The sequence below is a fragment of the Vibrio sp. Makdt genome (genome assembly GCF_027587015.1).
Classification (GTDB): Bacteria; Pseudomonadota; Gammaproteobacteria; order Enterobacterales; family Vibrionaceae; genus Vibrio; species Vibrio chagasii_B.
In genome coordinates this window covers 267,069-288,571 of sequence record NZ_JAPPTH010000005.1, presented here as the reverse complement: position 1 = coordinate 288,571, position 21,503 = coordinate 267,069, and the positions used below count along the sequence as shown (strand labels likewise).

Genomic DNA, 21,503 nt, shown 5'->3' with positions numbered 1-21,503 from the left:
TCGACCAAAAGGCTAACAAAATGCTTTGCAAATTTAGACTCTCGACCATAAAATTTAATGGTTTTCGGTCTAGGTCAAATGTGAAAGTAGATTTCGACCAAGAAAACTAATGAAAAATGGCAGGCACGACAAATTGACCAAAAAAGTATAACCTTTTTGGTCGAACGGCTGCGCAAATTAAGATTTTGGTCTTAAAATGTGGATAGCAGAAATTACAGTCTCACTAAGTCAAAGACCCATTGAGAACTAGATGTGTTTGTGTACTGAACTAATTGTGTGGCTTATAGGTTTAGCACCAGAGCCAATAGAATAGCGAAAAGGGAATATAACAAAGTGGCTTCTCAAGATCAAAGATCAAATGATGATCAACAACTAGAAGTTGTTGCCGACATCAGCTCCACTCCAATGGAGATAACAAAATTCAAGACAAAAGGTAAGCACAAGAAAGTGGTATCTACCATTTTTGATGTGTGCTTCATTCCATGCAAGCTTGATGTCGCTCTTGAAGAACTGAAACCAGATGATATTGCCCAAATTGCTAATTATCAAAAGCCCTGGGCTGAAACTATTATTGAAAAACCCTATTGGGCCGAGCGCTCCAAATACTGGGCTAATGGAGAAGTTCAATATACCAAGTTAAAGCTTGGTGTGTTCGGGGCTATACCGACTACGGATGATCGCCACATATTAGATACCTGCATTGCTTTAGGGCATCCAATTGACGCTACTTTCGCAAGTCGCTCAGACTTAAGGGATATCTTATGGAGCTGGGAGTCAAAAGAAGCTGAGCGATACAATCGAGAATCAGAAAGTGAATTAAGGGATAGTATTTATCGCAGCACACATCTACCTGAATGCATTCCCTACGAAAACTTGTCTCTCAAAGCAAAAAGAGATCTTGATAATAACACTATGTTTAATAGTAACTATCAATATGTGGTGGTTTCAATTAATGAACTGGCAGAGATACTAGGTAAGAAATCAAGCCTAGGCTTTAAGAGTCGATTTTTCAAAACCCTAACTAAACTCTCTGCGGTTCGTTTTAACCTAACTCCGGCCATGGGTGACTATTTTGACCAGAGACGCAGTATGGATATAAACCTTATAAATCAAGACTTTTTTACATTCTGCGACACTACTAAAATCAACAATAAGAAGAACTACAACTCTGAAACTAGTACTCACGTATTACTTGGAATAAGCCAACAGTACCATTCATCGCTACTCAAAGATTCAACTACACCCCGCGACAAGATCCTAGAGAAGTACATTGGTGTTAAGAACATTGGCCACAGAATTGACTTTGTAAAGTTCCTTGAAGCTAACAGCCTAGGTTTCTTTAACGGGTATCTGCTTAATACCGTGATTGATAAGTATCTAGAATCAAAAATAATTCTGGGGCTTCATAGTGATTCAGCCACAAAGTCAAAGCGTAGAACTTCAATACGAAATGCTTTACTGAAGAAAGGTACGGATGACATATCTCACAACTTACGAGAAATTACTGGTTACGTAATCTTAACTGAGGGAAATGACATAAAACTACGATACATACCTCTTAGCAAGGCGAGCAACATCCTTGAGGTGAATCTAAATGAATGAACCGTACCAGTTGACCACTCGTAAATTTACCAGAGAAAATATATCTCAGGCAGTGGCTGACCTATACGCAAGCTTTGTTATTCCAGGACTAAGTAAGGGTAAGGTTGGTTTCCTGAATGGTCCTCCAAATATTGGCAAAAGCTATCTCCTGCAGACTTTGGCATATGAAGTAACACTCGCGTACCCGTTGATTGGATTAATTGACAGCTCCCACGAACCAAAGCGCGTTTTGTTCCTATGCCAAGAAGATGGCCTGAATGGTTTCCTTGCTAGAGCAGAAAATCAGATCGCCATTTTCAATGATGCACAAATGGACACTCTCGAACAAAACTTAGTGCCAGCGACATTGCCTAATAGCCTGATCAGTAGAAACGGTTCAGATGCAACTAGCTTAACCCAAGTAGAGTCACTTATAGCGGAAGCTCACAAGTATGACCTGATCATAATCGACACTGCTCGTAAAGTAATGGGATCTGGCCGTGAAGTTGAAGAAGACAAGTTATTCGAAAGTACACTAGATAAAATTGCAGATAGAGCCGATGTTGCAATCCTAGTTAGTCACCACCTAACCAAAGCACATGCAGATCGAAACCAGAAGTTACAGATAAATGCGACTGGTGGATCGGGACTAAGCTCAACTCAGGCTTCATCTAAATATCACCTAACGTTATATTACAGTTCAGAAAAGAACGTTGAATCAAAGCTTTGGCACAGTAAATTCAACTACGTACCTAAGCATAATTTCATACCAGAGTCAGCTCCAATCAAGTTTACTTGCTCTGATCTAGATCTCTTTATAAATCCTAAAATTGGTGTAGAAAAATTAGTCGATATTGAACGATCGCCAAAAGAGCTAACTAAAGAACCACAGAGTAAACACGATGATAGATCAATGATTGAAGTCAAAGACATTGAGGGAGATATACAGTCAGAAAATATTATCCCTGATCATCTTGAATATCCCGAGTCAGAAAAACCACTCCTTAATGTAGATCCCGTTATTGAAGTAAAGGAAAGTGAACAAATATTAACTCGAAAGCAACAAAAGATACTTAAGAACGTGAAAAACCTGAGTCAACAGCAAGATTCACTAAAGCCGTTACAATCAACTAGTGACGATTCTGGTTCACCGCAACAGCAGCCCATGGGATTGTTTGGTAAAACGGAAGATCACGAGTATTGATTTCGACCAAAACGGATAGACCTTTTTGGTCTGAACCTAAAAAGGTTAAACAGATCTTTAGCCTAAAGACCAAGAAGTTTAATCACGAAACCAAAACGGTCAAAGGCAAAACCAAAACGGTCAATCAAATTAGCCAAATGACCAAAAAGTTGAATAAAAATCAACCTCTCTATAACTATATATAACTAATATATATAGTTATTTATATAATCTCCAAACCAAATCATAATTTGGCTTGGTCAACAAAAAAGGGGAAGTGAGTCTACAGGACTCACATCCCCTTTTTCGTTTTGACTAAAGATCCAAAGCTCGATCAACTAAAATCGTTGTGGGTTAATTAGAGAAAGCAGAGTGAAACGCTTATTAGGGTCAATTGGAGTAATCAAGATCATCACTGGATCGTCTCCACAGCCATGTACAGGGTAAGCTAAGGTGCAAGCTACTGTTTTAGCTTTAGAAGCCGTCATAGCTTGTTGTAGGAAGTTATAGTCATATGCTGAGATTAGATCCTCACTGCAAGTGATTTGTGTATTCTCTGTAATAAATTCTTCCTCTGTTATAATCGAGTTGTCTTTGATCGATTCGCAATACATGACACCATTTTTGGCAAACTTGATCTTTATACGAGGTGGGATATTTGATTTTCCTGTAGAACTTACATCAACGGCTATTTTGCATCGCTCTAAAACTTCAATGAATGGTTTTGTCGATATGACAACCCCACCGACTGTTTCCCTAGGGAGTACCTGATTAAGATCCGGAAACTTAATATCGATAAGTGATGTTTGGAATTTAAGTGAACCAACTTGAATAGCCATTGCTGTTCGAGAAACATGTATTGAGCATGGGTCTGTTTCAGAGTTTAAGGAAAGGATCATATCGACTACTCTTACAGGAATCAAAGCTACAATTTCTTGGTCGGTAGACGTATCCAAATTACATTTGGCTATGCCTAGTCTATAACCATCTACAGTTGACACGGAGAGTTGAGTTCCAGATACTTTTAGTTGAAGACAGCGCATAGACGCATGACTGCAATCTTCATTGAGAGATGGTTTAACAGCTTGAAGCATTTCTTTGAGTAAGCTAATCGAAAACTGGAAATATTGACTATCTTTCATTGCAATTGAAGTTTTTGGAACTTCATCAGCGCTGACAACTTCATTAATGTTGATTCTAGACCGTCCCGATTTAACTACCATTTTGTATGTAGGTGTTTTTGCATCATTTTTAGTTTCTTTAGTCACCTGTATTTCGACTGGTTGGTTGCCAAACGTTCTAATAACGCCTAGAAGTTTTGCTGATTCAACAGCTATAGCTCCAGATTCGATCAATTCAAATTCTGATATTGGTACTATTCGTTCGTAGGACTGACACCCTTTAGAACCGATAAAAGCGACACCATGTTCGTTAGCACCTATTAAGAGCTTGTCAGTATGTTTGCTTGAGTCCGAATCTCTAGATGAATGAGTCATACTACATGGGTGAGAAAGGTAGAAAGCTAAATGTTTGCTTGAGTTGAATTTGATATGCATTATTCCACCAGTTGAGATTATTTCTATCCGAACTCCATTTTATCTTTTTTAAACTAGATATAAGTGATCGCCAGCCGCGACATTTCATGGTGACAGTCCTTTGAGAAATGCTGAGTCGATATGAAAAACAATTGGAGTCGAATCAAGTAAGAGGATTTGAGGTGGTGATCATCAGAAGTGAATGTTCAATTTAATCTCACAGAACATTGTTTTTTATCGGTTGTTTTGTTATTTTGACAATGTTACGGATGGTTTAACTAGGACTAAGTTTAGGTTCAAGTGAAAGCGTTTGTAGCTCCTTAATAGAGCTAACTATAAATAGCGTGTAAAGCGTGTCTGAGAATTGGTTGTTCAATACGACACGCTTAATCTTTCTTCCACAGACATTCCCCTACTCCGATTTACTATAACTCAGATTTAGCATAGTACGGACTCTCAGTAGCTCGTAGCAGAAACTCAATGTATTCAGATTGGAAGTTGTTGGTGACATCAACAATGTTCTTTACTGCAATCATCTTATCACCCCAAACTAAGATCACTGATTGATCATGTGAGAAAGTGTATGCCGTTGCTACGCCTATATCTTGTAGTTCTACATACACCTGACTTTGAGCAACGTCTTGTGTTTGGCTGATTCTTTGAATCTTTTGGTCGAACGTTAAACCGTTTCTCATTAGATGGTTCATGAGTAATTCAGCGTGACAAGTCACCTCGAACTTGAGTTCTGGATGATCTCGACCAATAAAGTCAAACATCTCCATTCGCACTTCCATATGCTCGGACGCTGACAAAAGAAGTTCAGCACTACGAACGGTTGATGAAAGCGGTTTGCCCTCCCCTTTTGATTCGTTGACGATCTGCATTAGTACTGACTCTAATTCTTGGATTCTCTTTTTCATTTCGTGTACTCCAATATTTATTATGCGGTATCTATAAAGTTAAACGTACATTCCAAGTGCGTACACCATTAGTCCGATCTACTACAACTGTTACTCGAACACGCACCAAAGCGACTACTAGTAAAAAGGTTGTAAGATCACCACCAACTGCATTCCACACTTCTAATACTTGATTAAGTGCGGTGAACATTTTTGCTCCTAGCGAACTTTGCTAGGAGCAAAGTTCAGTTAATTATGTTTTGGTATACCCATTTGAGTTCTCATTTCGTATTCCCTAAGCTGCTTGTGACTCAACAGTTGAATCAACGTAACCATACATCGCCCACGTAGTTTCACCATAAGGAATCGTCATTTCGCCTTTTATCATATCAAGATAGAAACCCTGTATTTCGATTTCACCTGTGATCATTAATGGGGCAAGTATTCTAAACATCGCCATTGAAGCCATTGCATCATTGACACCTAGATTCTGTTTTTCCAAAGCTTCTCTTGCAGAGCAACTAGGTTCTGAGATTTTAGAATCATCAATGCTCTCCCAGTCATTCTTGAATATCTGATAAGGACTTGGAGGGGTGTCCACACCCTCGATGGAGTGTTGTGACCCAAAATAACAATTACCTCCATTAGCTCCATTACCCAGATCTAACCAAAGACAGTCTTTTGTTGAACGAGAAGAAGCTGATTTCAAATTCTCACCAATTTCCAATCTTGCTTTAGCCGAATCAACTGTAGTAATTATGAGGTCAAAGCTGTCTTTAAAACTTGGAGAATATTTCTCATTCCGATAAAGCCAGTTTGTGCCACCAAACTGATTGAAACGATTCACCAACAAGCTTGCTTTGTAGTGACCTATATCAGCACCTGACCAAAAATGTTGTCTAATTACATTTGTTTCAGTCACGCGCTTAGGGTCAAATACAGTTACCTCTAAACCATATTCTCCAATAGCCATAAGGGACTTATGTAATTTGTGAAGTTGGGATAACATCGCTGAACCAGTACCACCTGCACCAATTAGAGCTACAGATGTATGTTTGTGGATGCCTGCAAATCTTGTGGATGCTTTAAATTTGGTCATTTTTAACCTCGGAATTAATAAAGATTATCTGGTACTGATTTTACCAAATCAAAATAGAACTCAATGGATCGCCAGTGGAGATATTCCAGCAGTCAAATAGTGATTAATTTATAAACGATTGAACACCAAGGTCATGAGCTAGAACCCCTATGGAAGATAATATTGAGTTAATCACAAAGTGCTCTCTGAGGTTTTCATACAAACCTTTTGTGTTTCTTATGTATGAGTAGGGAACTTCTTCTTCATAGAGCCGCTCAGTGTGCTCCTGAACCCTTGAAATTGCCCTCCCCTCTAGTTCCTCGCTTAGCATACCGACAACTACTTCTAAGCAAGAACCCAACTGTTCTTCTCTGGTACTCATTTCTTGTAATTGTTTATTCTCAACATAAAACTTCGGGATTTTGTTTACGATGCTGTGAATGTAGTCTTCTATTTTTCGGTCTGCGACTGAAACTGATTTAGGTATAACTTTCAACGCCTCTACTAGTACTTGATCAAACGAAAGCTTTGCTTGTTCCTTATAAGTTCGGTCAAGGCCGAAAAGTTTTTTAGAAGTGAAAAAGACTGGACTAATGAATTTATGGTATTCAAGATCACACAACATATCCTCGTAAGTATCGAAATTACTACCAAAGTTAAGCTGCAAACTCTTTAATAATTCTCTTGCGTGGTGAGTTCGAACTTTTCTTAGTTCCTTGAATTTATAGTGCCTCTTTCCGTTGGAGCTAGGTAAGGAGCTCGGCACTAAAGCCATACTATGTAGTCGAGCAAACTCGCAAACAGAAAAAATTTCGTCTAGATCACGCTCACCTAACCGGTTGCTCATGTTCCTAACTTGATTCATGTAGTCGAATAATGGTTTTAATCGCCCTAAGTCTAATTCGAATTTACTATTATGTTTTCGACTAGTATGGACTTGTAATAATTCCTCCAAGTACCAACTGCCGGTATAGTCTTCTGCGTCATTCAATGTAAGATATGAAAAACCATACTGGCTCATCACTTCCATTAGACACCCAATCCATTGTTTCATTACAGGACTAAGGTTATCCGAAATAAAGTATCCACCGCGATTTGACGCTGTTCTAGCACCAAAGAAATCCATTTGAACCGCGCTGTATGGTTGAGTTATATCGCTACCTATTGAAAGGTCTAGATTTGTCTCAAGCATTCCACTATTTCCAAGATTAAGCGAACCCTTATATCTTGCGCTTGGAGTTAGTAGTTTATTATTTATATCGCGCTCCATTTTTAAAATACCGTTTTTAACTGAACGGCATAGAAGTAGGCTATAGCGTGAAATGAGCAGTGAGTCCTTGGATGTAAAAACTCGCTCAAAAGAGTCAAGTAGTTTAGGTCTTGTTTGGAAGTGATTTGATGCCAACTCATAGATGAACTTGAACTGTTGACCGTTGCCAGTAAATCTATAGTCAATATTTAAGGCGGTTGCGAATTGACCTTGAATTGCATTTTCCAAAACAAGGGATTTTTTTAGTGTATCCGTTTCAACTTTAAGGTAGGAATTTGCATTGAATGGTTTCATAGGTAACATGGTAATCAACTATAGTTGGGTAAGATGATGACACCCATGTTACCTAAACCAAACTATAAACAAGTGATCACTAAGTTATTATTTTCAATCTACTAGCAAGCTGGAATGCGTGATGACATATAGGACGCCAGTAGATATGCTAAAAGTCAAGTTGGCTGCTGATGTGTTTAGCTTGGTCTTTTGAGTTAACGATACAATAAATTCCATTTAGACAAGCTGCCATTAAACTCTCGGATTCAATCAGGTTGTTAATCTCAACGGCAGAGACATCTTCTACGCCAGTATAAGAGCCGCAAGTTAGTTGCATTAATGAGTTTGTCTCAAAGTCGTGTACAAGGTCTTGTACGCCCTCTGAGAACCCTCTTGGTTGAATATGGATAAGTCGTGACTCGCTAATGGAAATATCATCGTGATTCAAATCAGCCGTATCAACCTCACTAGCCATGGAAACAACTTGCTTCAAATAACTAACAACATTAATGTCTGCTTCTGTCACCAATGGAGGTGTACACTCAATCAGTGCTTTCAGTTTGCTAGTAATTGAAGTTTGAACAAAAGTAGAGTATTCACCAGTAGAAGATAGGTAAATGTCTCGACCGTTAGACACTACTTCCATTTGATAGCTTCGACAAATGTCAGAATATTGCTTACTAACTGAGATTAGTTCTTTAGCTTGGTCATTATCTAAATCACTATCGATAATCGCTTTATAATATAAACTCTTAGCGGCTTCAAAATCCCCTTTAAATTTAGAGCACGGACATAAACAGTCTCTTAAATAAAACCCCATTTCGTCCCTAAGAACCTCATCCTCAAATGGTTCAATCTCCTCTGATTCAACGGCTAATTGGGTTATGTCGATATACGTATCTTTTGGAGACTCAGGTAAGTAATCAAGAATAGAAACAAGATCGCATGATCGAGCTAATTTTGTAGATGTATTGAATCCTGCTCCTGCAAAACTCAATTGGTCAATGAAATGATTAAGCCAAAATGCTACTGGTTTACTCAAATTTTCAAGATCCAAACGAGTATATGAATACCCATTTTTAGAACCGATTGTTAACCCAAGAGCATCAATTTGTGAATCCATACAGTTAAATGAACTATCATTCATAAAACTCCAATCCGTACTCAAAATGCTATTCGCAAGGTTTTGGGTCAGTTTACTATGTTTTAGGGTTGCAAAGCTTTCCAGTGGCTTTAGAAGCTCAAGGTATCGTGATTTGTATTTAGAATGAAAGCTGCGACCTACTGATTCAGTCATAGCCATTATAAATCTAGAATTGTCTAAATGACTTGAATTAGGGTCTATATTATCTGGGTTAACTAAAGAAAGGTGATGCCCGAATCCATTACAAGCTAAATCGCTCATGAATTTAACTTGACTAGTTACACCGCTATAGGAGAAATCAAGGTCATCAGAAAAGCACTTGAGCTGATTACTCTTAGTTTCAAAATGCTTATTGCGACAAACTTCGGCTTCATACATAGTGAAGTTCTTTTTTAGTGTAGGAATCCCACTAACATTAAATGAATTAATCATAACTACCACGCTGCCCCGATAGCACCAAATTGTTCTTCAATCCAACCCTCAAGAGTCAAATCAGGCTTGTACTCCAAAAGTGAGTCTAACGGAAACTCATTGACTCCCTCCAGAGACTTCCACAAATTTAATCCTTTAGTGTGCTCGTCAGAAATAAATGACTTGAACTTAAAACCTGAGTAGCGAGAAGTAAGTAAACAATCAGCCATAGCCTTTATGTTGCGACTGTTTCTTACTTCTGGTAGAACCGCTGTCCCTAGGCATAAGTGGGTATCGTCATATAAGTTAGCTAAAGGAGCATGAAAAATCGGAGTTGAAAGGCTCGGACGGTTAACCTGCTTTGTCGCAACAACAGCAAGTCTTTGGTGTTTCTTAGATACAAAGAAAACTAGTTGAGGGTGAGGTACAGATGGGATTACATGGCTAGTATAGAATTGCGTAAGCTTAGTATTAGCTTGAGTGTACCAAACTACAGCATCATCATTTTCAAGCAAAACAGTGTCATCAATAAAGCTACGACCATGAAGTCGAGTATTTGTCGAATGTTCCTCTGAAATACTAATCGCTGATTCTGCCTTGTTGATACAGGATTTTAATGTAGAAATAAGCTGTTTATCATCAAGCCATAACCCATCTAGAACATCACCCTTTGAATCGATTGGACAGCGCATCGCTCCTATATTTGAAAAGATCAGTGCGAACTCAGCCTTTGGTCTTACGACTGTATTGATTAGTTCATTGCGCTTAGTAGCATGAGTAATGACTTCCATGAGAACCTCTTTGAATCCAATTGATTAACTTAAGCTAATTCTATCAATTCAAAACAGAATCAGAGCGATCGCCAGAGTATGATTTGGATTGACTAACTCAATACCAAAGAATGGATCTTCCTAATTAATCTCAACGTGAAATTGTAGGTTAGTTGAACCTAGGTCTACCACGTAGGACGGGAACGGATCGCCTGTGGTGGTGAATTTCAGCCTGAAATTGTAGGTTAGTTGAACCTAGGTCTACCACGTAGGACGGGAACGGATCGCCTGTGGTGGTGAATTTCAGCCTGAAATTGTAGGTTAGTTGAACCTAGGTCTACCAAGTAGGACGGGAACGGATCGCCTGTGGTGGTGAATTTCAGCCTGAAATTGTAGGTTAGTTGAACCTAGGTCTATCACGTAGGACGGGAACGGATCGCCTGTGGTGGTGAATTTCAGCCTGAAATTGTAGGTTAGTAGAACCTAGGTCTACCACGTAGGACGGGAACGGATCGCCTGTGGTGGTGAATTTCAGCCTGAAATTGTAGGTTAGTAGAACCTAGGTCTACCACGTAGGACGGGAACGGATCGCCTGTGGTGATGAATTTCAGCCTGAAATTGTAGGTTAGTAGAACCTAGGTCTACCACGTAGAACGGGAACGGATCGCCTGTGGTGGTGAATTTCAGCCTGAAATTGTAGGTTAAGTTGGGTCATATCTAGAGGTAGAGTCCATATCAGAGTTCCCCCCCCGTACTGGCTCTATGCAATACAGGGGGGGGAAGGTCATAAAACTGGTGGGACTAAAGGGTGCGTGGCTTCGAATACTTTTGGTTGAACGCAGCTGAACTTACTAATTAGTTCTTTTGAACGGATAAGAGAATGTGTTGTTCCTTTCCCTTTGGCGTTAAGAACCCTCTGAGTTTGGAGCGACACAATACTATTAGGTGTTGCCTTACTATGGGTTTCTTTTGCCACATTGAGCATTTCATCGATCTTTGATGTATCAAACATAAACACCTCTAACCATTTATCTTTGTAGGTGGTAACACATATTTATATAAAAGAACCATTTCACCCTTTACTTCTTCTGGTACTCCATCACCCTCAAAGATTGATGTGTGGCGAACCATAGGGTAGTCGTTAGAATGAAGCTCTCGAACTTGATCAACTGTAGCTGTCGGATCTGGGTCGTCTAGGACGATACGCCCAATTTGAAATTTTCGTTGTAATGCTTTCATCAGTAATCTCCTATCTAAACTCGAAATGCCGTAGCGTCAAAGCCAAAAGGGTTTTCCGCAAGTGACGATGTTGATTCTAGTTCTGGTTGGCTAATTTCATTTGGCTCTGGTTCACTTTCGATTTCTGACCCTTTCTCTGCACTAACAGAACTTGCTGCACTTGCCGTGGTTGCTCCTTTTTGTTTTTTTGCTGACTTAGGCTTTTTAGCTTTTGATTCGGCTTCTGAGAGGCTTTTGACGTTATCTGATAGACTTTCAACAGCATGACCTAATTGTTCAATTACGAGGCTATCAATGTTGTCGATTACTTCATATTGACTAAACAAAGGTGTCGCAAGAGTTTTGCGCAACTTCTGGATAGCTTCACTGTCTTTATGAGTTGCACCACCCTTTCCAAATTGAATTACTACTGTTGGGACTTCATTAACGTATTTCAACTTAACATTACACTCATCAAGTTTTGCTTGCTCTAGGATGTTGAAGATGGTTGTTACTAGCATTTTGAATAACCTCTAAAATTCTTAATTATATTAATCATATCTTCCTAAAGCGGAAAACAAGTGATCACCACATGATTATCTTGGTAGCTACCCACCTTATGAGTAGCTACGCTAGTCACTAAAATGTGAAACTGTTATCCATTACGGAACGTACAATAGCCATTTGCTGTTCTTTGTTACTTTGCACAACGTGAGAATAGAGCATGGTGTTATCGCTCATTGCAGGTTCAGTCTTAGCTAGGAACGCAGTTTCAACTACCACGTAAATGTCATTCCCATCTTGGACGTTAGTGGTTACATGCGTAGATAACTCTGAATACCCATACATTGTCGAATTACCGATGATTTCTTCTGCAACTGCTTGAGCTTTTTCAACCCCTGTAGCGATTGAATCACTGTCGTTGAGCTTGTAAGCGAGTTTTGCCACTTGAGTTTGAGAATCAAGAGCGTCAATTACAAATGTAGATTTGCTGTAGTCAGTAATGGACACATCTACATGATCAGCAAATACCGCAGAACTGGCTGTAGTTAGAGTAAGACCAACTAGCGTAAATAGAGCGAAAGATTTCTTTAGCATATGTAACTCCTTGAGTCGTTTACAGTGGATAACAAGTTCAAGGTTATTTTATCAATCAGAACTGCTTTCCAAGCGATCGCAAGGTGAGCGAATGGTTTTCGCAGATCACTGATAAGGATTGTTTTTCGAAGCCAAAAAAAAGCCCCCTAACATGGGAGCTAATATTCTTAGTGTCTTAATTAAACTATCGAACCTATGCGTGAGGTGTGTATGTTAATCCCATTTCGATATAGCTTTTTGGTGCGTATGAAGCCCAATCAAACTCAAAGTCTAACAGTGCGGATAAAACTTTGTCTTTAGATGAGTTCGTGATTTGCGCCCATGCGTTCTCTTTACCTTTTGCTGCACAGTACGCTTGTTCGAAACCTGACTCATTAGCAATTATTGCTAGTTGCTGAATAGTAAAAATAGATAGTAGGTCTTTAGTTGGTTTCCAACTTTCGATTATGACCGCCTTTTTCTGTTTTTCAATTTCTGCAATATTTCGTGGATCGTCTGCGTTATTCTCAATAGTTAAAGAGAAAGTGTTGCGCATTACTTCATTTGCATTAAATTTGGTCTTGTCAGAGGCGTCAGAGTCCATTAGAACCATTTGCTTAGTAAATGCTGCAATAGAGTTTTGAACCATCACCTGTAGTTCCTGAGGCGTTTTATTACACAAGGTTGTAATTGTCTCTTTGCCAAATTTTGGTGATCTAAGTGAACTATCAACAGACATTGCAATGACAGCTAATGCAAATGATGGGTTAGTATGAATAGTTTCGGCAACGGCATCTTGAAGCATGTTTGCATAAGTGCGCTGTATCTTTTTCGATAACTTGGCTTGTGTTTGTTGCTCTGTTTCTACTGGCGACTTATCAGACGGAGTTTGAGCTTCTTTTTTATTGGCTTTTGCTTTGGGTGCTACAACATCCTTTTTATCTGTATCTGGTTCACTAGTGGATGTTCCATTTTTTGCAGCCGCTCTGGCTAGAATAGCTGCTGTATCTTCTGCCGACTCTGTTTGAGCATTTGCTTTCTTGGCCTTAGGGTTCAAAAACTCTTGGTGCTTTTTTACTTGCTTACTGTGACAGTCTAGGTCAATACACACATTGCTGAAAGCTTCACCAAATTCAGCTCCGCTATCATGCACGTAGGCAACGCAATTAGTGCAGTTTTGACAGTCCTTAAACTGAGTCTTGCCAACAGTATCGGGCGTAGCCATTCTTACTTGAGATTTAGGCTTGATGGTTGAGGTGATGACCTTTCCAAACCGTTCTTCAAGGTCAGGTTTTCTTACTTCCTCTAACCAAAGTTTTGACTTTTCTTGAAAGCAAGACGGATTATTACACTTATCTGACTCATCGCCTTTGAACATGAAGCAGTAAGCACCGCCAGAGTTGTGCTGACAGCTAGAACAATCCGTAGTGTCGAACTTAGCTAAACTAAGGTTTAGTTCAAAGTTAGATAGGCGTTTCTTTACATAACTCACGGTATACTCACTAGGGTTAGCAATAATACTTTCAAGAGTTTGCTTTTGGATTGTTTCATCAAATTGGCTTAGTGCTAAACAGTGACCTTTCTTGACTGGTGATTGGGAGTCATCAAGTGCATCCAAAAGAGGTTCACAACAGTTAGTCAATTGTAGAAGATCGCGAAACACGTTTTCACTTACGTTAAGTTTTATAGCAGCTGTACCTATGTCACCTCCCTCAAGTCCGATATATTCTTTTGCTAGTTCTGCTCGTTCGCTGATTGAATCATCACTTCGCTTATTGTTCTCATCAAGAGCAATAGAAAGGGCTTCACTATCTGAAATACGACCTTTATTCAAACAAGGTAAGTCGATATCGATACCATGTTCAGAATAGAGCTCACTGGCGATCTGCCAACGACCATAACCTGCAACAACTTCAAGGACATCCGCACCATCAATTGTAGCTTCACGAACTACTATATTTTGAAGAAAACCATGGATTAACACAGAGGCTTTAGTTTCGGCATACTTGGCAGGGTCGCGTCTTTTTCGATAGTTACCCATTGGTGTAGCTCTAAGTTCACCATGCTTTCTATAAATGATTGCAGAACCCGACTTGTTGCCTGTATCTATTTGGTTAAGAGTGCCAGCTTCAACACTTGGCAACTGCATGGTTTCTTCATTAAAAGAAGATAGAGAAGCGGCATCAACGGTTTTTGATTTGGTAGCTGTAGTATCAGTAGAAGTGTTCATACATCACCTGTAAATGTGGTTAATTAAGACAGGTTCATTATATGTTTCTTAAATGGATTCCAATGGATCACCAGAAGAAGGACTGCTTAGAAGAAGTATTGAGAAGGGATTGGGAATGCGGATCACCAGGAGTTATGTCAGTACACAATTACAGATCGTTATTCAGGTAATCATGAGCTAGCTTGGCTTGATCGCTAGGAACTACCCATCTAGTTAACTGCTTTTTTAGAACCAACTTGTTAATTGGTTTGGATTGGAGTCCTAGCAGATCGATGCCTGTAATTGAAATTTGTTTATGAACCATCAGATCACCAGTTCCTTCAACCATAGATAATGAATATGGAGTTGAACTGCTGATCAAGTTATCTGAACTAACAATAGAAGTTAGACAGAAGTCCGGTAGCGGATCGCAAACTTGGTCGACGATAGCAATGTTCATAACCCAATCATCAATTTGATTTAGTGGTAACTCAGTGGGAAGAACAACGTTGTACTCTTGGGCGAGCCCTGAGTTTGATGCTAGTAATACACCGATCATTAGAAATCTTTTCAAATACATGCCCTCTTAATCTTATTCCTTATTGTCTATGATCACCGTTCCTTAAAAAAGTTCCAAAGCCCAACAATTATTTGAAGGGCTATGAATGATTCGTTGTGCGTTATGCTGCTCTGCTTTCAGAATCCATTTGGGCTTCATTAGCACTTTTCACAGTTGTTGCTTCATCCAACGCAGCGACCAGTTCTTTATTTCTAGCTTCCAAAGCTCGCAATGATGACAAATCATAACTACGGCCCAAAGTCTCAGTCATAGTTGACAGATCATCCTCATTTTTTTGAACGCGCTTTAGTGCTTCTTGACTTACATACTTGAAAGACTTGATAACTCGAATCGCTTCTGGAAGAAGTTTTCTATTGTGACAGTTTTTGTTTAGGTAGTATTTGCGACCAGATGGGCCAAGAACAAAACAAGCACTACTTGAAAATATCTGAACAGTTTGAATTGAAAACTCACTCATTGTAAATAATTCAGTAAATCTATCACTAGTCGCGCCAAGGTTGGCACCTCTTGTTCTACTGTACTTGTCATAAATGGCTGTAGCTAATACTTCCGAAACTGAACTGAACTCGGCACCGTCCATACTGAATGATAATGTTGAAGCATCACGGTTAGCAATCAAGCATTCAAAATCACTAAGTGCATCCGCTGACAGCTGTTTGTCTTCGTATATTTTACCTTTAACCATATCAATAGCATTTCTGGTGAATGATTGCTTATTCAAGAAAGAACGATAAGCCGACTCTTCATCAAAAATGGCGCGTTCATTTTTCTTTAGTTCGATCAGTTCCTGCATTCCAGATACGCTCGCTTTTATCTCACCATAGGTGATCACATCTGATTCTAGGTTTAACTGACGAATGCCACTTAAAGTCCCTTTCCTAAAAGCAGAAATTGTCGCGCTCTTTGCTTCAAGTAACTGGTATCCCCAAGCATCAAGCGATTTGTTTAGTGCGTAGAGAACAACATCAACAGAGAATGTGGAAAGAGCTTTAATTGCCTTAATATATAGTTCGTGGCCTTGTCTTATTCCTCTACCAATACCTTGCCATAATTCAGCAGGGGTAAGAGGGGCAGTAAGAACGCGTATAGCGCTAATTCTTTTTTGAATGTTCGCGCCAGTACTAAGTTTTTTAAAGGTACTAATGACTACTGCCTTGTTGCCCTTGTTAATTTGCTCATAAAGATATTGCTTGGCTGAGTCTGTGTCATAGTCTTGAGTGAACGCTATTTCATTTTCTGGTATGCCTGCATCTACAAGCGCTAGTTTTATGTGGCGATAAAGGTTTACAGAAACACCACGCATTAATGTAAGTTCGTTATAGGAATCTTGACAGCCAGCATCAGCTTGGGCCCTTAACTTATTGGCTGCATCTTCTTGCTGATCTTTTTCCTTTGATGGAGTGCCGTAATCAACAAAGCAAATTTGACAGGTTTTATCGCCTTTGTTTCTTTGGTAACTCTTGACCACATCATCAATCATTTTTAGGGTTTTTGACCCTAATACAGTCTCTGAATGAGCATCAGCAGCTTGAGGTGATAATGAAGCCTTACGAGCATCAGAAATAAGCAGAAGGGCATTATCATTTATCACGGGTGAATTCTTATAGTCTTGTGCGCGTTCAACCAGTGTGTTCATGTATTCTAACTCTTGATCAGATATATCCACTTCACAAGCAATAGGTTTCCCACCAGTCATAGGAACGACAGCGCAGTGATCATTACCTTGCGAATCAACTATTGGAGGTAATAGCTCTAATAATTCCTCGCTAGTAATGGTAAAGCTAAACGAGCTGAACAAAGCTGAAAGCTCTTCTAGATTATTGAATGACTTACAGCGTCTAGTTAGCGCGACTGTTCCCTCTGGCTTTATCTCGTAACTTTCATCTACTGACACATAGTATGATGCGAAGTCATCCAAGCAGTGGATTGAAGCTGCTTTTGCTAGTTCTGGTGCTAGGAGGCGCAAATAGCCGTAGATCTCTATTAACGAATTTGCTAATGAAGTACCAGTACCGAGAACAACACCGCTATTGCTATAAGTGTTTATTAGGTAGGAAATTTTAAACGATGCATCTAAGGCAAAGTTAGATGGCTCAAGTGTACCTACACCCTTAACATTTTTTAGCATTGAAGTACTGTAGCCTGAGTTTTTTACGGCATGAGCTTCATCAATAAATAACCCATCGAATTGTAGAGACTCAAAGCAAACTGAACCGTCATAATTCGCTTTTACTTTCTTTACTTGTTCCTTGAGGCGTTTCTTAATATTTTCGACCTCACGCACTGTTAAGCGCGATTCGTCATATGTGCGTACTTCATCAAGTTCTTCTAGGCGCTTTTCAACTTCTAGGTCAACATAACGCATTGGAGGGGTAATTCTGGTCGCTGTTGAGAACGGCACGATAACAAAGTTAATCTCAGAAGTTTTAATTCTTTCTAGCGTTTCGAGTCTTTCTTTAGGGCTTAGTGATTTGCTGTTCAAAACTAAAAGTTTACTTCGGTCGGACGGATATAGACGAAGCCATTCAGCGGCTGTCTGACCAACTAAGTGATTCGGAACTTCTATACAAATCCTTTTCTTAAGTCCAAGCCTAACTAGTTCATGGCAAAGGATAGCGTAAACAGCGGTTTTGCCTGAACCTATTGCAGCATCTAAAAGGAGTCCGTTTCCTGTAGATGATATACCACGTTGAATGGCACCGTTTTGGTGATTGTATGGTGTAAACGATGGGTTTAAATCTGGGTAAATTGCGTTTGTATACGCAGACATAAACGGAGCGAAACGGTTTACCTTTTCATTATAGCAACGCTCTATAATCTCAGCTTTTGGTTCAACAAAAGCTAAAAAGTCTAATTCCAAGTTACGAATTGCTTGTTTTAATGTTCCCGTTGCTAAGTGATCTACCCCAATCACTTTGTTGTCATCACCGTAAATTTTTACAACTTGCTCACCAAATCTAAAAATCAGGCTTAGTAATTGACGTAAATTGTGTGTATCGGTTTTGTATTCGACTTGCGCTACTTGGTCACCATTACCGACTAGGTTTGCTTTCCATGAACCGAGAGTATGAACCATCTTTGAACCATTGAGAAAACCTAGTTTCTCGATAACAAATTCCTCTAGGATCTCAGCCGGAAGCCAAGCAGACGTCATACTCAGCGTAATATCACCTAGTGTAATATCTTTAGGTAAAACTGAATTTAAAGCTACGATATTAGACGCAAGGCGTGTGTCAGTTGATTCTAACTGCTTGGCCAATTCCAATTTAGACTTAACATCACCTGATAGATAGACGTCAGACAGAACATACTTTCGTTCTCTTGGGTCGTAAAAAATGAATTCTCCCATTAGTGAGGATTCAACTCTGCTTTTTGTTTCACCAACTAAAGATGCTATTAGTTCAAAATCTACTTCACCTGTGAATGCCAATGATAGATCTAATGCATCTTTTATAGTTTCAGCTGATGTTGGTAAGATCCAAGGTGTATATGCGCGCTCAGAGAAGATTTGCGCTTTTTTCGCAGATGGAGCCTTGTATTCTAGCCCTGTTAACTTGCTTTGTGATTTGGTAGTACCTGCATCATAATTTACTTCAAGAGCTAATAGGCTTGCATAGCGACGATCACGTTTAAAGGCTAATGAGTTAGCACGGCTACTAATGAATCCGCATTTTTTAACAAAAGCATTGTAAGTTTCATTTAAAGAAGTTCGTAACAGCTCCATTAACTTTTCATCGGCTGATACCTTACATTCTTCTGCAAACAAATCTTCCGCTATCCTAGCAATTTCGATCATGCCTTGAATTCGTTTGTACTTGATTCCATTTTCTGTTGCATCTACATCATAGAACCCATCACTTGATTGGAAAACTAGGCCGTTGTCACTAGTAGTATTAAAAGTGAACGGTTCAGCCGATGATGGGTTAGCGAGCTCTACATCTGAGTTTGCGACAGCATCTTTATGTTTAAATGATGTATAACGAAAGTTGGACAGGGATTTTAGAATCGCTTTGTAAACTTGCGCTTCAATATCAGCTTTATTTTCCGCTGACCATAACACTTGCTTCTTATTGAAAAGGAAATCTTCGACTGGTTTACTCAAGTTAATAAAGTTATCAGTGCCAAGAGCGGCATTCATATTGAAGTACTGACTGCCGACACTAGATTCAATCGTATCTAGCCAAGTCGGTGCCAGTTCAGGGTTCTGTTCACGTTCGAACGATAGAACATCAACCGACATTTTTGTATTTGAATTATTTTCAAACAGTTCGAAAGGAACACGCACGGCACCGATTAAATTAGCGTACTTACTAATTTCTTTACGGTCCTTATCATTTGAATCATCCATGAATGAAGTAGGCATTATAAAAGTCCCTACACCTTTGTTTCGTAGGCTCATGAGGCTTTTTAGTACAAAGAAAGTGTGGAGTTTAGCTGCTGATATGGATAGTCCGGTGCGGTCAGAGGTGCGAACAGAATTATAGGGTGGGTTGGCTACAATCAAATCTTGAAGCGGTATCTTAACATCCTGAAACTCAGCATTAATTGTATTAGCATTAGGATACAAAGCTTCGGCGACTTTAAAGCTAGTTGTGTCGTATTCAATAAGGGTTAAATCAGAATCAGCTTTGACCTGACTATTGATAGGAGCAATTAACCGACCAGAACCAACAGCTGGATCGAGGATTCGACCTGTTGAAAATCCCGACAATTCAAACGCATCCCATATAGCGGTGGAAATACAAACAGGAGTATAAAAGCTCGTAAGTGATGCCTCTTTAGCAGCCGATAGTTCATTAGTAGAAAGATTGTTAGAGAGCCACTTCAATCGCTTAGCGTGACTATCTTTGCTTGAGTCAAAGATGTTTCGAATTGCACCAAATCCGTTGAAGTTATATAGAGCATCTAGATTATCTGGATCTGGTTTTTGTAGCTCCAAAATGGCAGCTTTAACAAGTTCGTAGTTTTGAATTTCCGTCTTGCCAACAACTGGCATGTTTCGAGAGAAAAAGTCTTCGACATGGGCGGCATTAACAGTAGAGGGTAGTTTCTCTGCTTTGGTTACTTGTCTCTCTTGAGGCTCTATAGTTCGTGCTGCTTTTGCTACGCCTTTTGCAATTTGTGTTAGTGCTGAAAGTTCAAACATGATTAAAACCTATCTAGTAAATTTGCTATCCCTATTTTAACAACCAGAAACTAAATCCAAGAGATCACCAGATTTTGATTTTCTGTAGACAGTCCCAGATCATAGAGTGAACCGACAATTCCCTATAAATTCCACTGGTGGATTACCAATAATTGGCCATGGTTTTTAAAAGTTACAGCTGTCACGTTTGTTCTTGTGATATTTCAGGAAGAAATATTTGATTGTGGATGGTATTTATTAGTAGATCGCTAGAGTAGGGGAGTGCTAAATTCAAAAATTTCACTAAACATAGATGTTTTGGTTTTAGGTTTATATCTAAGTAATTCAATGGCTTAAATTATTTGTTGCGAAGAATTTCAGTCTGAAATTGTATGTTACCCCTATCGAATCAAGTTTCATTTTGATAGATCCTCAGTTGAGGAATGCGTTTTATTAACAACCAAAAAAAGAGTGAACTCGTCACTCTTAGGCGTTGATATTTAAACGTGAACTAAAATGGGATATAAAAATCTTCGTCAATAACTAAATTGCTTGAGAGGGCGAGTTTATCTTTTACACTCATGTAAAAATCATAGTTGTCCTTAACCATGAACGAGAGCATATCCAGAGCAGGGTTTGTATGTTCAATTCCATATGGTCCTAAAGCGCGTTGGAGGTTATTTTTCACCATGCGTACATGAGACTTCACTGAACACGCATACCAGTTATAAATAATTCGATGGTTTGTGAAATCCGACGGTTCTAAATAAGTTTTAGTGGTTGTCTGGCCAATCTTAGTGAATGTGGCCGGATCGCTACTGTCAGTGAACAGACCTTGATCTCTCACTTCAAAACCTTGAGCAACATATGCATCTATGACATCTTTAATGTCGGCAATTCTGTTTACACCAACTAACGCTTTTATTTCCTGCCAGTAAGCAACTCTCCCTCCCATGAAGTGGTTATAGTGGTCGCGACCTTTCGATAGGTATTTACATTCAGGACAAGCATCAAATGAAACATCCTCAGTACCTAATGAGAGCATGAGACTATCACAGTTTGGGCATTTTGCGATTACTATAGAATTACGATAAATGTTGAGATAGTTTGAGCCGTAGTTTTGCATAAAATCCTCATTTTTAATGATTGG

General features: G+C 39.3%; 16 protein-coding genes. 2 read left to right on the top strand and 14 right to left on the bottom strand.

Features of this window, described 5'->3' with window-relative positions; genetic code table 11:
• Positions 1–333: 333 nt before the first annotated feature.
• Together OH460_RS09050 and OH460_RS09045 are read left to right on the top strand one after the other, a co-directional pair.
• Entirely contained in the window at positions 334–1,602 is a 1,269-nt protein-coding gene (locus OH460_RS09050; protein ID WP_269996811.1) for a hypothetical protein, read from the top strand.
• Entirely contained in the window at positions 1,595–2,785 is a 1,191-nt protein-coding gene (locus OH460_RS09045; RefSeq protein ID WP_269996809.1) for an AAA family ATPase, read from the top strand. Before OH460_RS09050 ends, OH460_RS09045 begins: the two co-directional genes overlap by 8 nt.
• 317 nt (positions 2,786–3,102) lie before the next feature.
• On the opposite strand, the gene OH460_RS09040 is transcribed toward OH460_RS09045, so the two are convergent.
• From OH460_RS09040 to OH460_RS08975, 14 genes are all read right to left on the bottom strand, one after another.
• On the bottom strand, positions 3,103–4,320 hold the full coding sequence (locus OH460_RS09040; protein WP_269996807.1) for a DNA polymerase III subunit beta: 1,218 nt from the start codon (positions 4,318–4,320) through the stop codon (positions 3,103–3,105).
• Between the two features lie 404 nt (positions 4,321–4,724).
• Positions 4,725–5,219 carry a hypothetical protein gene (locus OH460_RS09035; RefSeq protein WP_269996806.1) on the bottom strand — a complete coding sequence of 165 codons (495 nt, stop codon included), beginning with the start codon at positions 5,217–5,219 and terminating at the stop codon, positions 4,725–4,727.
• 31 nt (positions 5,220–5,250) lie between these two features.
• On the bottom strand, positions 5,251–5,409 hold the full coding sequence (locus OH460_RS09030; protein WP_269996804.1) for a hypothetical protein: 159 nt from the start codon (positions 5,407–5,409) through the stop codon (positions 5,251–5,253).
• 84 nt (positions 5,410–5,493) lie between these two features.
• Positions 5,494–6,297 (bottom strand): PRTRC system ThiF family protein, encoded by an 804-nt coding sequence (locus OH460_RS09025; protein WP_269996802.1) that lies wholly within the window; start codon positions 6,295–6,297, stop codon positions 5,494–5,496.
• Positions 6,298–6,400: 103 nt separating this feature from the next.
• Complete coding sequence (locus OH460_RS09020; RefSeq protein WP_269996800.1) at positions 6,401–7,849, bottom strand: hypothetical protein; 1,449 nt, start codon at positions 7,847–7,849, stop codon at positions 6,401–6,403.
• A 139-nt stretch (positions 7,850–7,988) separates the two neighbouring features.
• The gene (locus OH460_RS09015; RefSeq protein ID WP_269996798.1) at positions 7,989–9,341 is read right to left on the bottom strand and encodes a hypothetical protein; all 1,353 of its coding nucleotides are present in this window, start codon (positions 9,339–9,341) and stop codon (positions 7,989–7,991) included.
• A 56-nt stretch (positions 9,342–9,397) separates the two neighbouring features.
• On the bottom strand, positions 9,398–10,165 hold the full coding sequence (locus tag OH460_RS09010) for a hypothetical protein (RefSeq protein WP_269996796.1): 768 nt from the start codon (positions 10,163–10,165) through the stop codon (positions 9,398–9,400).
• A 999-nt stretch (positions 10,166–11,164) separates the two neighbouring features.
• Positions 11,165–11,383, bottom strand: coding sequence for a PRTRC system protein C (locus OH460_RS09005; RefSeq protein ID WP_269996794.1), 219 nt, complete (start codon positions 11,381–11,383; stop codon positions 11,165–11,167).
• Between the two features lie 14 nt (positions 11,384–11,397).
• On the bottom strand, positions 11,398–11,883 hold the full coding sequence (locus tag OH460_RS09000; RefSeq protein ID WP_269996792.1) for a hypothetical protein: 486 nt from the start codon (positions 11,881–11,883) through the stop codon (positions 11,398–11,400).
• A 118-nt stretch (positions 11,884–12,001) separates the two neighbouring features.
• On the bottom strand, positions 12,002–12,460 hold the full coding sequence (locus tag OH460_RS08995; protein ID WP_269996790.1) for a hypothetical protein: 459 nt from the start codon (positions 12,458–12,460) through the stop codon (positions 12,002–12,004).
• A 193-nt stretch (positions 12,461–12,653) separates the two neighbouring features.
• The gene (locus OH460_RS08990) at positions 12,654–14,669 is read right to left on the bottom strand and encodes a ParB N-terminal domain-containing protein (RefSeq protein WP_269996788.1); all 2,016 of its coding nucleotides are present in this window, start codon (positions 14,667–14,669) and stop codon (positions 12,654–12,656) included.
• A gap of 148 nt (positions 14,670–14,817) precedes the next feature.
• Complete coding sequence (locus OH460_RS08985) at positions 14,818–15,222, bottom strand: hypothetical protein (protein ID WP_269996786.1); 405 nt, start codon at positions 15,220–15,222, stop codon at positions 14,818–14,820.
• Positions 15,223–15,328: 106 nt separating this feature from the next.
• Positions 15,329–20,374, bottom strand: a complete 5,046-nt coding sequence (locus OH460_RS08980; protein WP_269996784.1) for an N-6 DNA methylase — start codon at positions 20,372–20,374, stop codon at positions 15,329–15,331.
• 490 nt (positions 20,375–20,864) lie between these two features.
• Positions 20,865–21,479 (bottom strand): TFIIB-type zinc ribbon-containing protein, encoded by a 615-nt coding sequence (locus OH460_RS08975; protein WP_269996782.1) that lies wholly within the window; start codon positions 21,477–21,479, stop codon positions 20,865–20,867.
• Between the last annotated feature and the right edge of the window lie 24 nt (positions 21,480–21,503).

What these genes read in the sequence shown, in the direction of transcription:
- OH460_RS09045 (WP_269996809.1), top strand. Translation starts at nt 1,595, where the DNA reads ATGAATGAACCGTACCAGTTGACCACTCGTAAATTTACCAGAGAAAAT.
- OH460_RS09040 (WP_269996807.1), bottom strand. Translation starts at nt 4,320, where the DNA reads ATGCATATCAAATTCAACTCAAGCAAACATTTAGCTTTCTACCTTTCT.
- OH460_RS09035 (WP_269996806.1), bottom strand. Translation starts at nt 5,219, where the DNA reads ATGAAAAAGAGAATCCAAGAATTAGAGTCAGTACTAATGCAGATCGTC.
- OH460_RS09030 (WP_269996804.1), bottom strand. Translation starts at nt 5,409, where the DNA reads ATGTTCACCGCACTTAATCAAGTATTAGAAGTGTGGAATGCAGTTGGT.
- OH460_RS09025 (WP_269996802.1), bottom strand. Translation starts at nt 6,297, where the DNA reads ATGACCAAATTTAAAGCATCCACAAGATTTGCAGGCATCCACAAACAT.
- OH460_RS09020 (WP_269996800.1), bottom strand. Translation starts at nt 7,849, where the DNA reads ATGTTACCTATGAAACCATTCAATGCAAATTCCTACCTTAAAGTTGAA.
- OH460_RS09015 (WP_269996798.1), bottom strand. Translation starts at nt 9,341, where the DNA reads ATGTATGAAGCCGAAGTTTGTCGCAATAAGCATTTTGAAACTAAGAGT.
- OH460_RS09010 (WP_269996796.1), bottom strand. Translation starts at nt 10,165, where the DNA reads ATGGAAGTCATTACTCATGCTACTAAGCGCAATGAACTAATCAATACA.
- OH460_RS09005 (WP_269996794.1), bottom strand. Translation starts at nt 11,383, where the DNA reads ATGAAAGCATTACAACGAAAATTTCAAATTGGGCGTATCGTCCTAGAC.
- OH460_RS09000 (WP_269996792.1), bottom strand. Translation starts at nt 11,883, where the DNA reads ATGCTAGTAACAACCATCTTCAACATCCTAGAGCAAGCAAAACTTGAT.
- OH460_RS08995 (WP_269996790.1), bottom strand. Translation starts at nt 12,460, where the DNA reads ATGCTAAAGAAATCTTTCGCTCTATTTACGCTAGTTGGTCTTACTCTA.
- OH460_RS08990 (WP_269996788.1), bottom strand. Translation starts at nt 14,669, where the DNA reads ATGAACACTTCTACTGATACTACAGCTACCAAATCAAAAACCGTTGAT.
- OH460_RS08980 (WP_269996784.1), bottom strand. Translation starts at nt 20,374, where the DNA reads ATGTTTGAACTTTCAGCACTAACACAAATTGCAAAAGGCGTAGCAAAA.
- OH460_RS08975 (WP_269996782.1), bottom strand. Translation starts at nt 21,479, where the DNA reads ATGCAAAACTACGGCTCAAACTATCTCAACATTTATCGTAATTCTATA.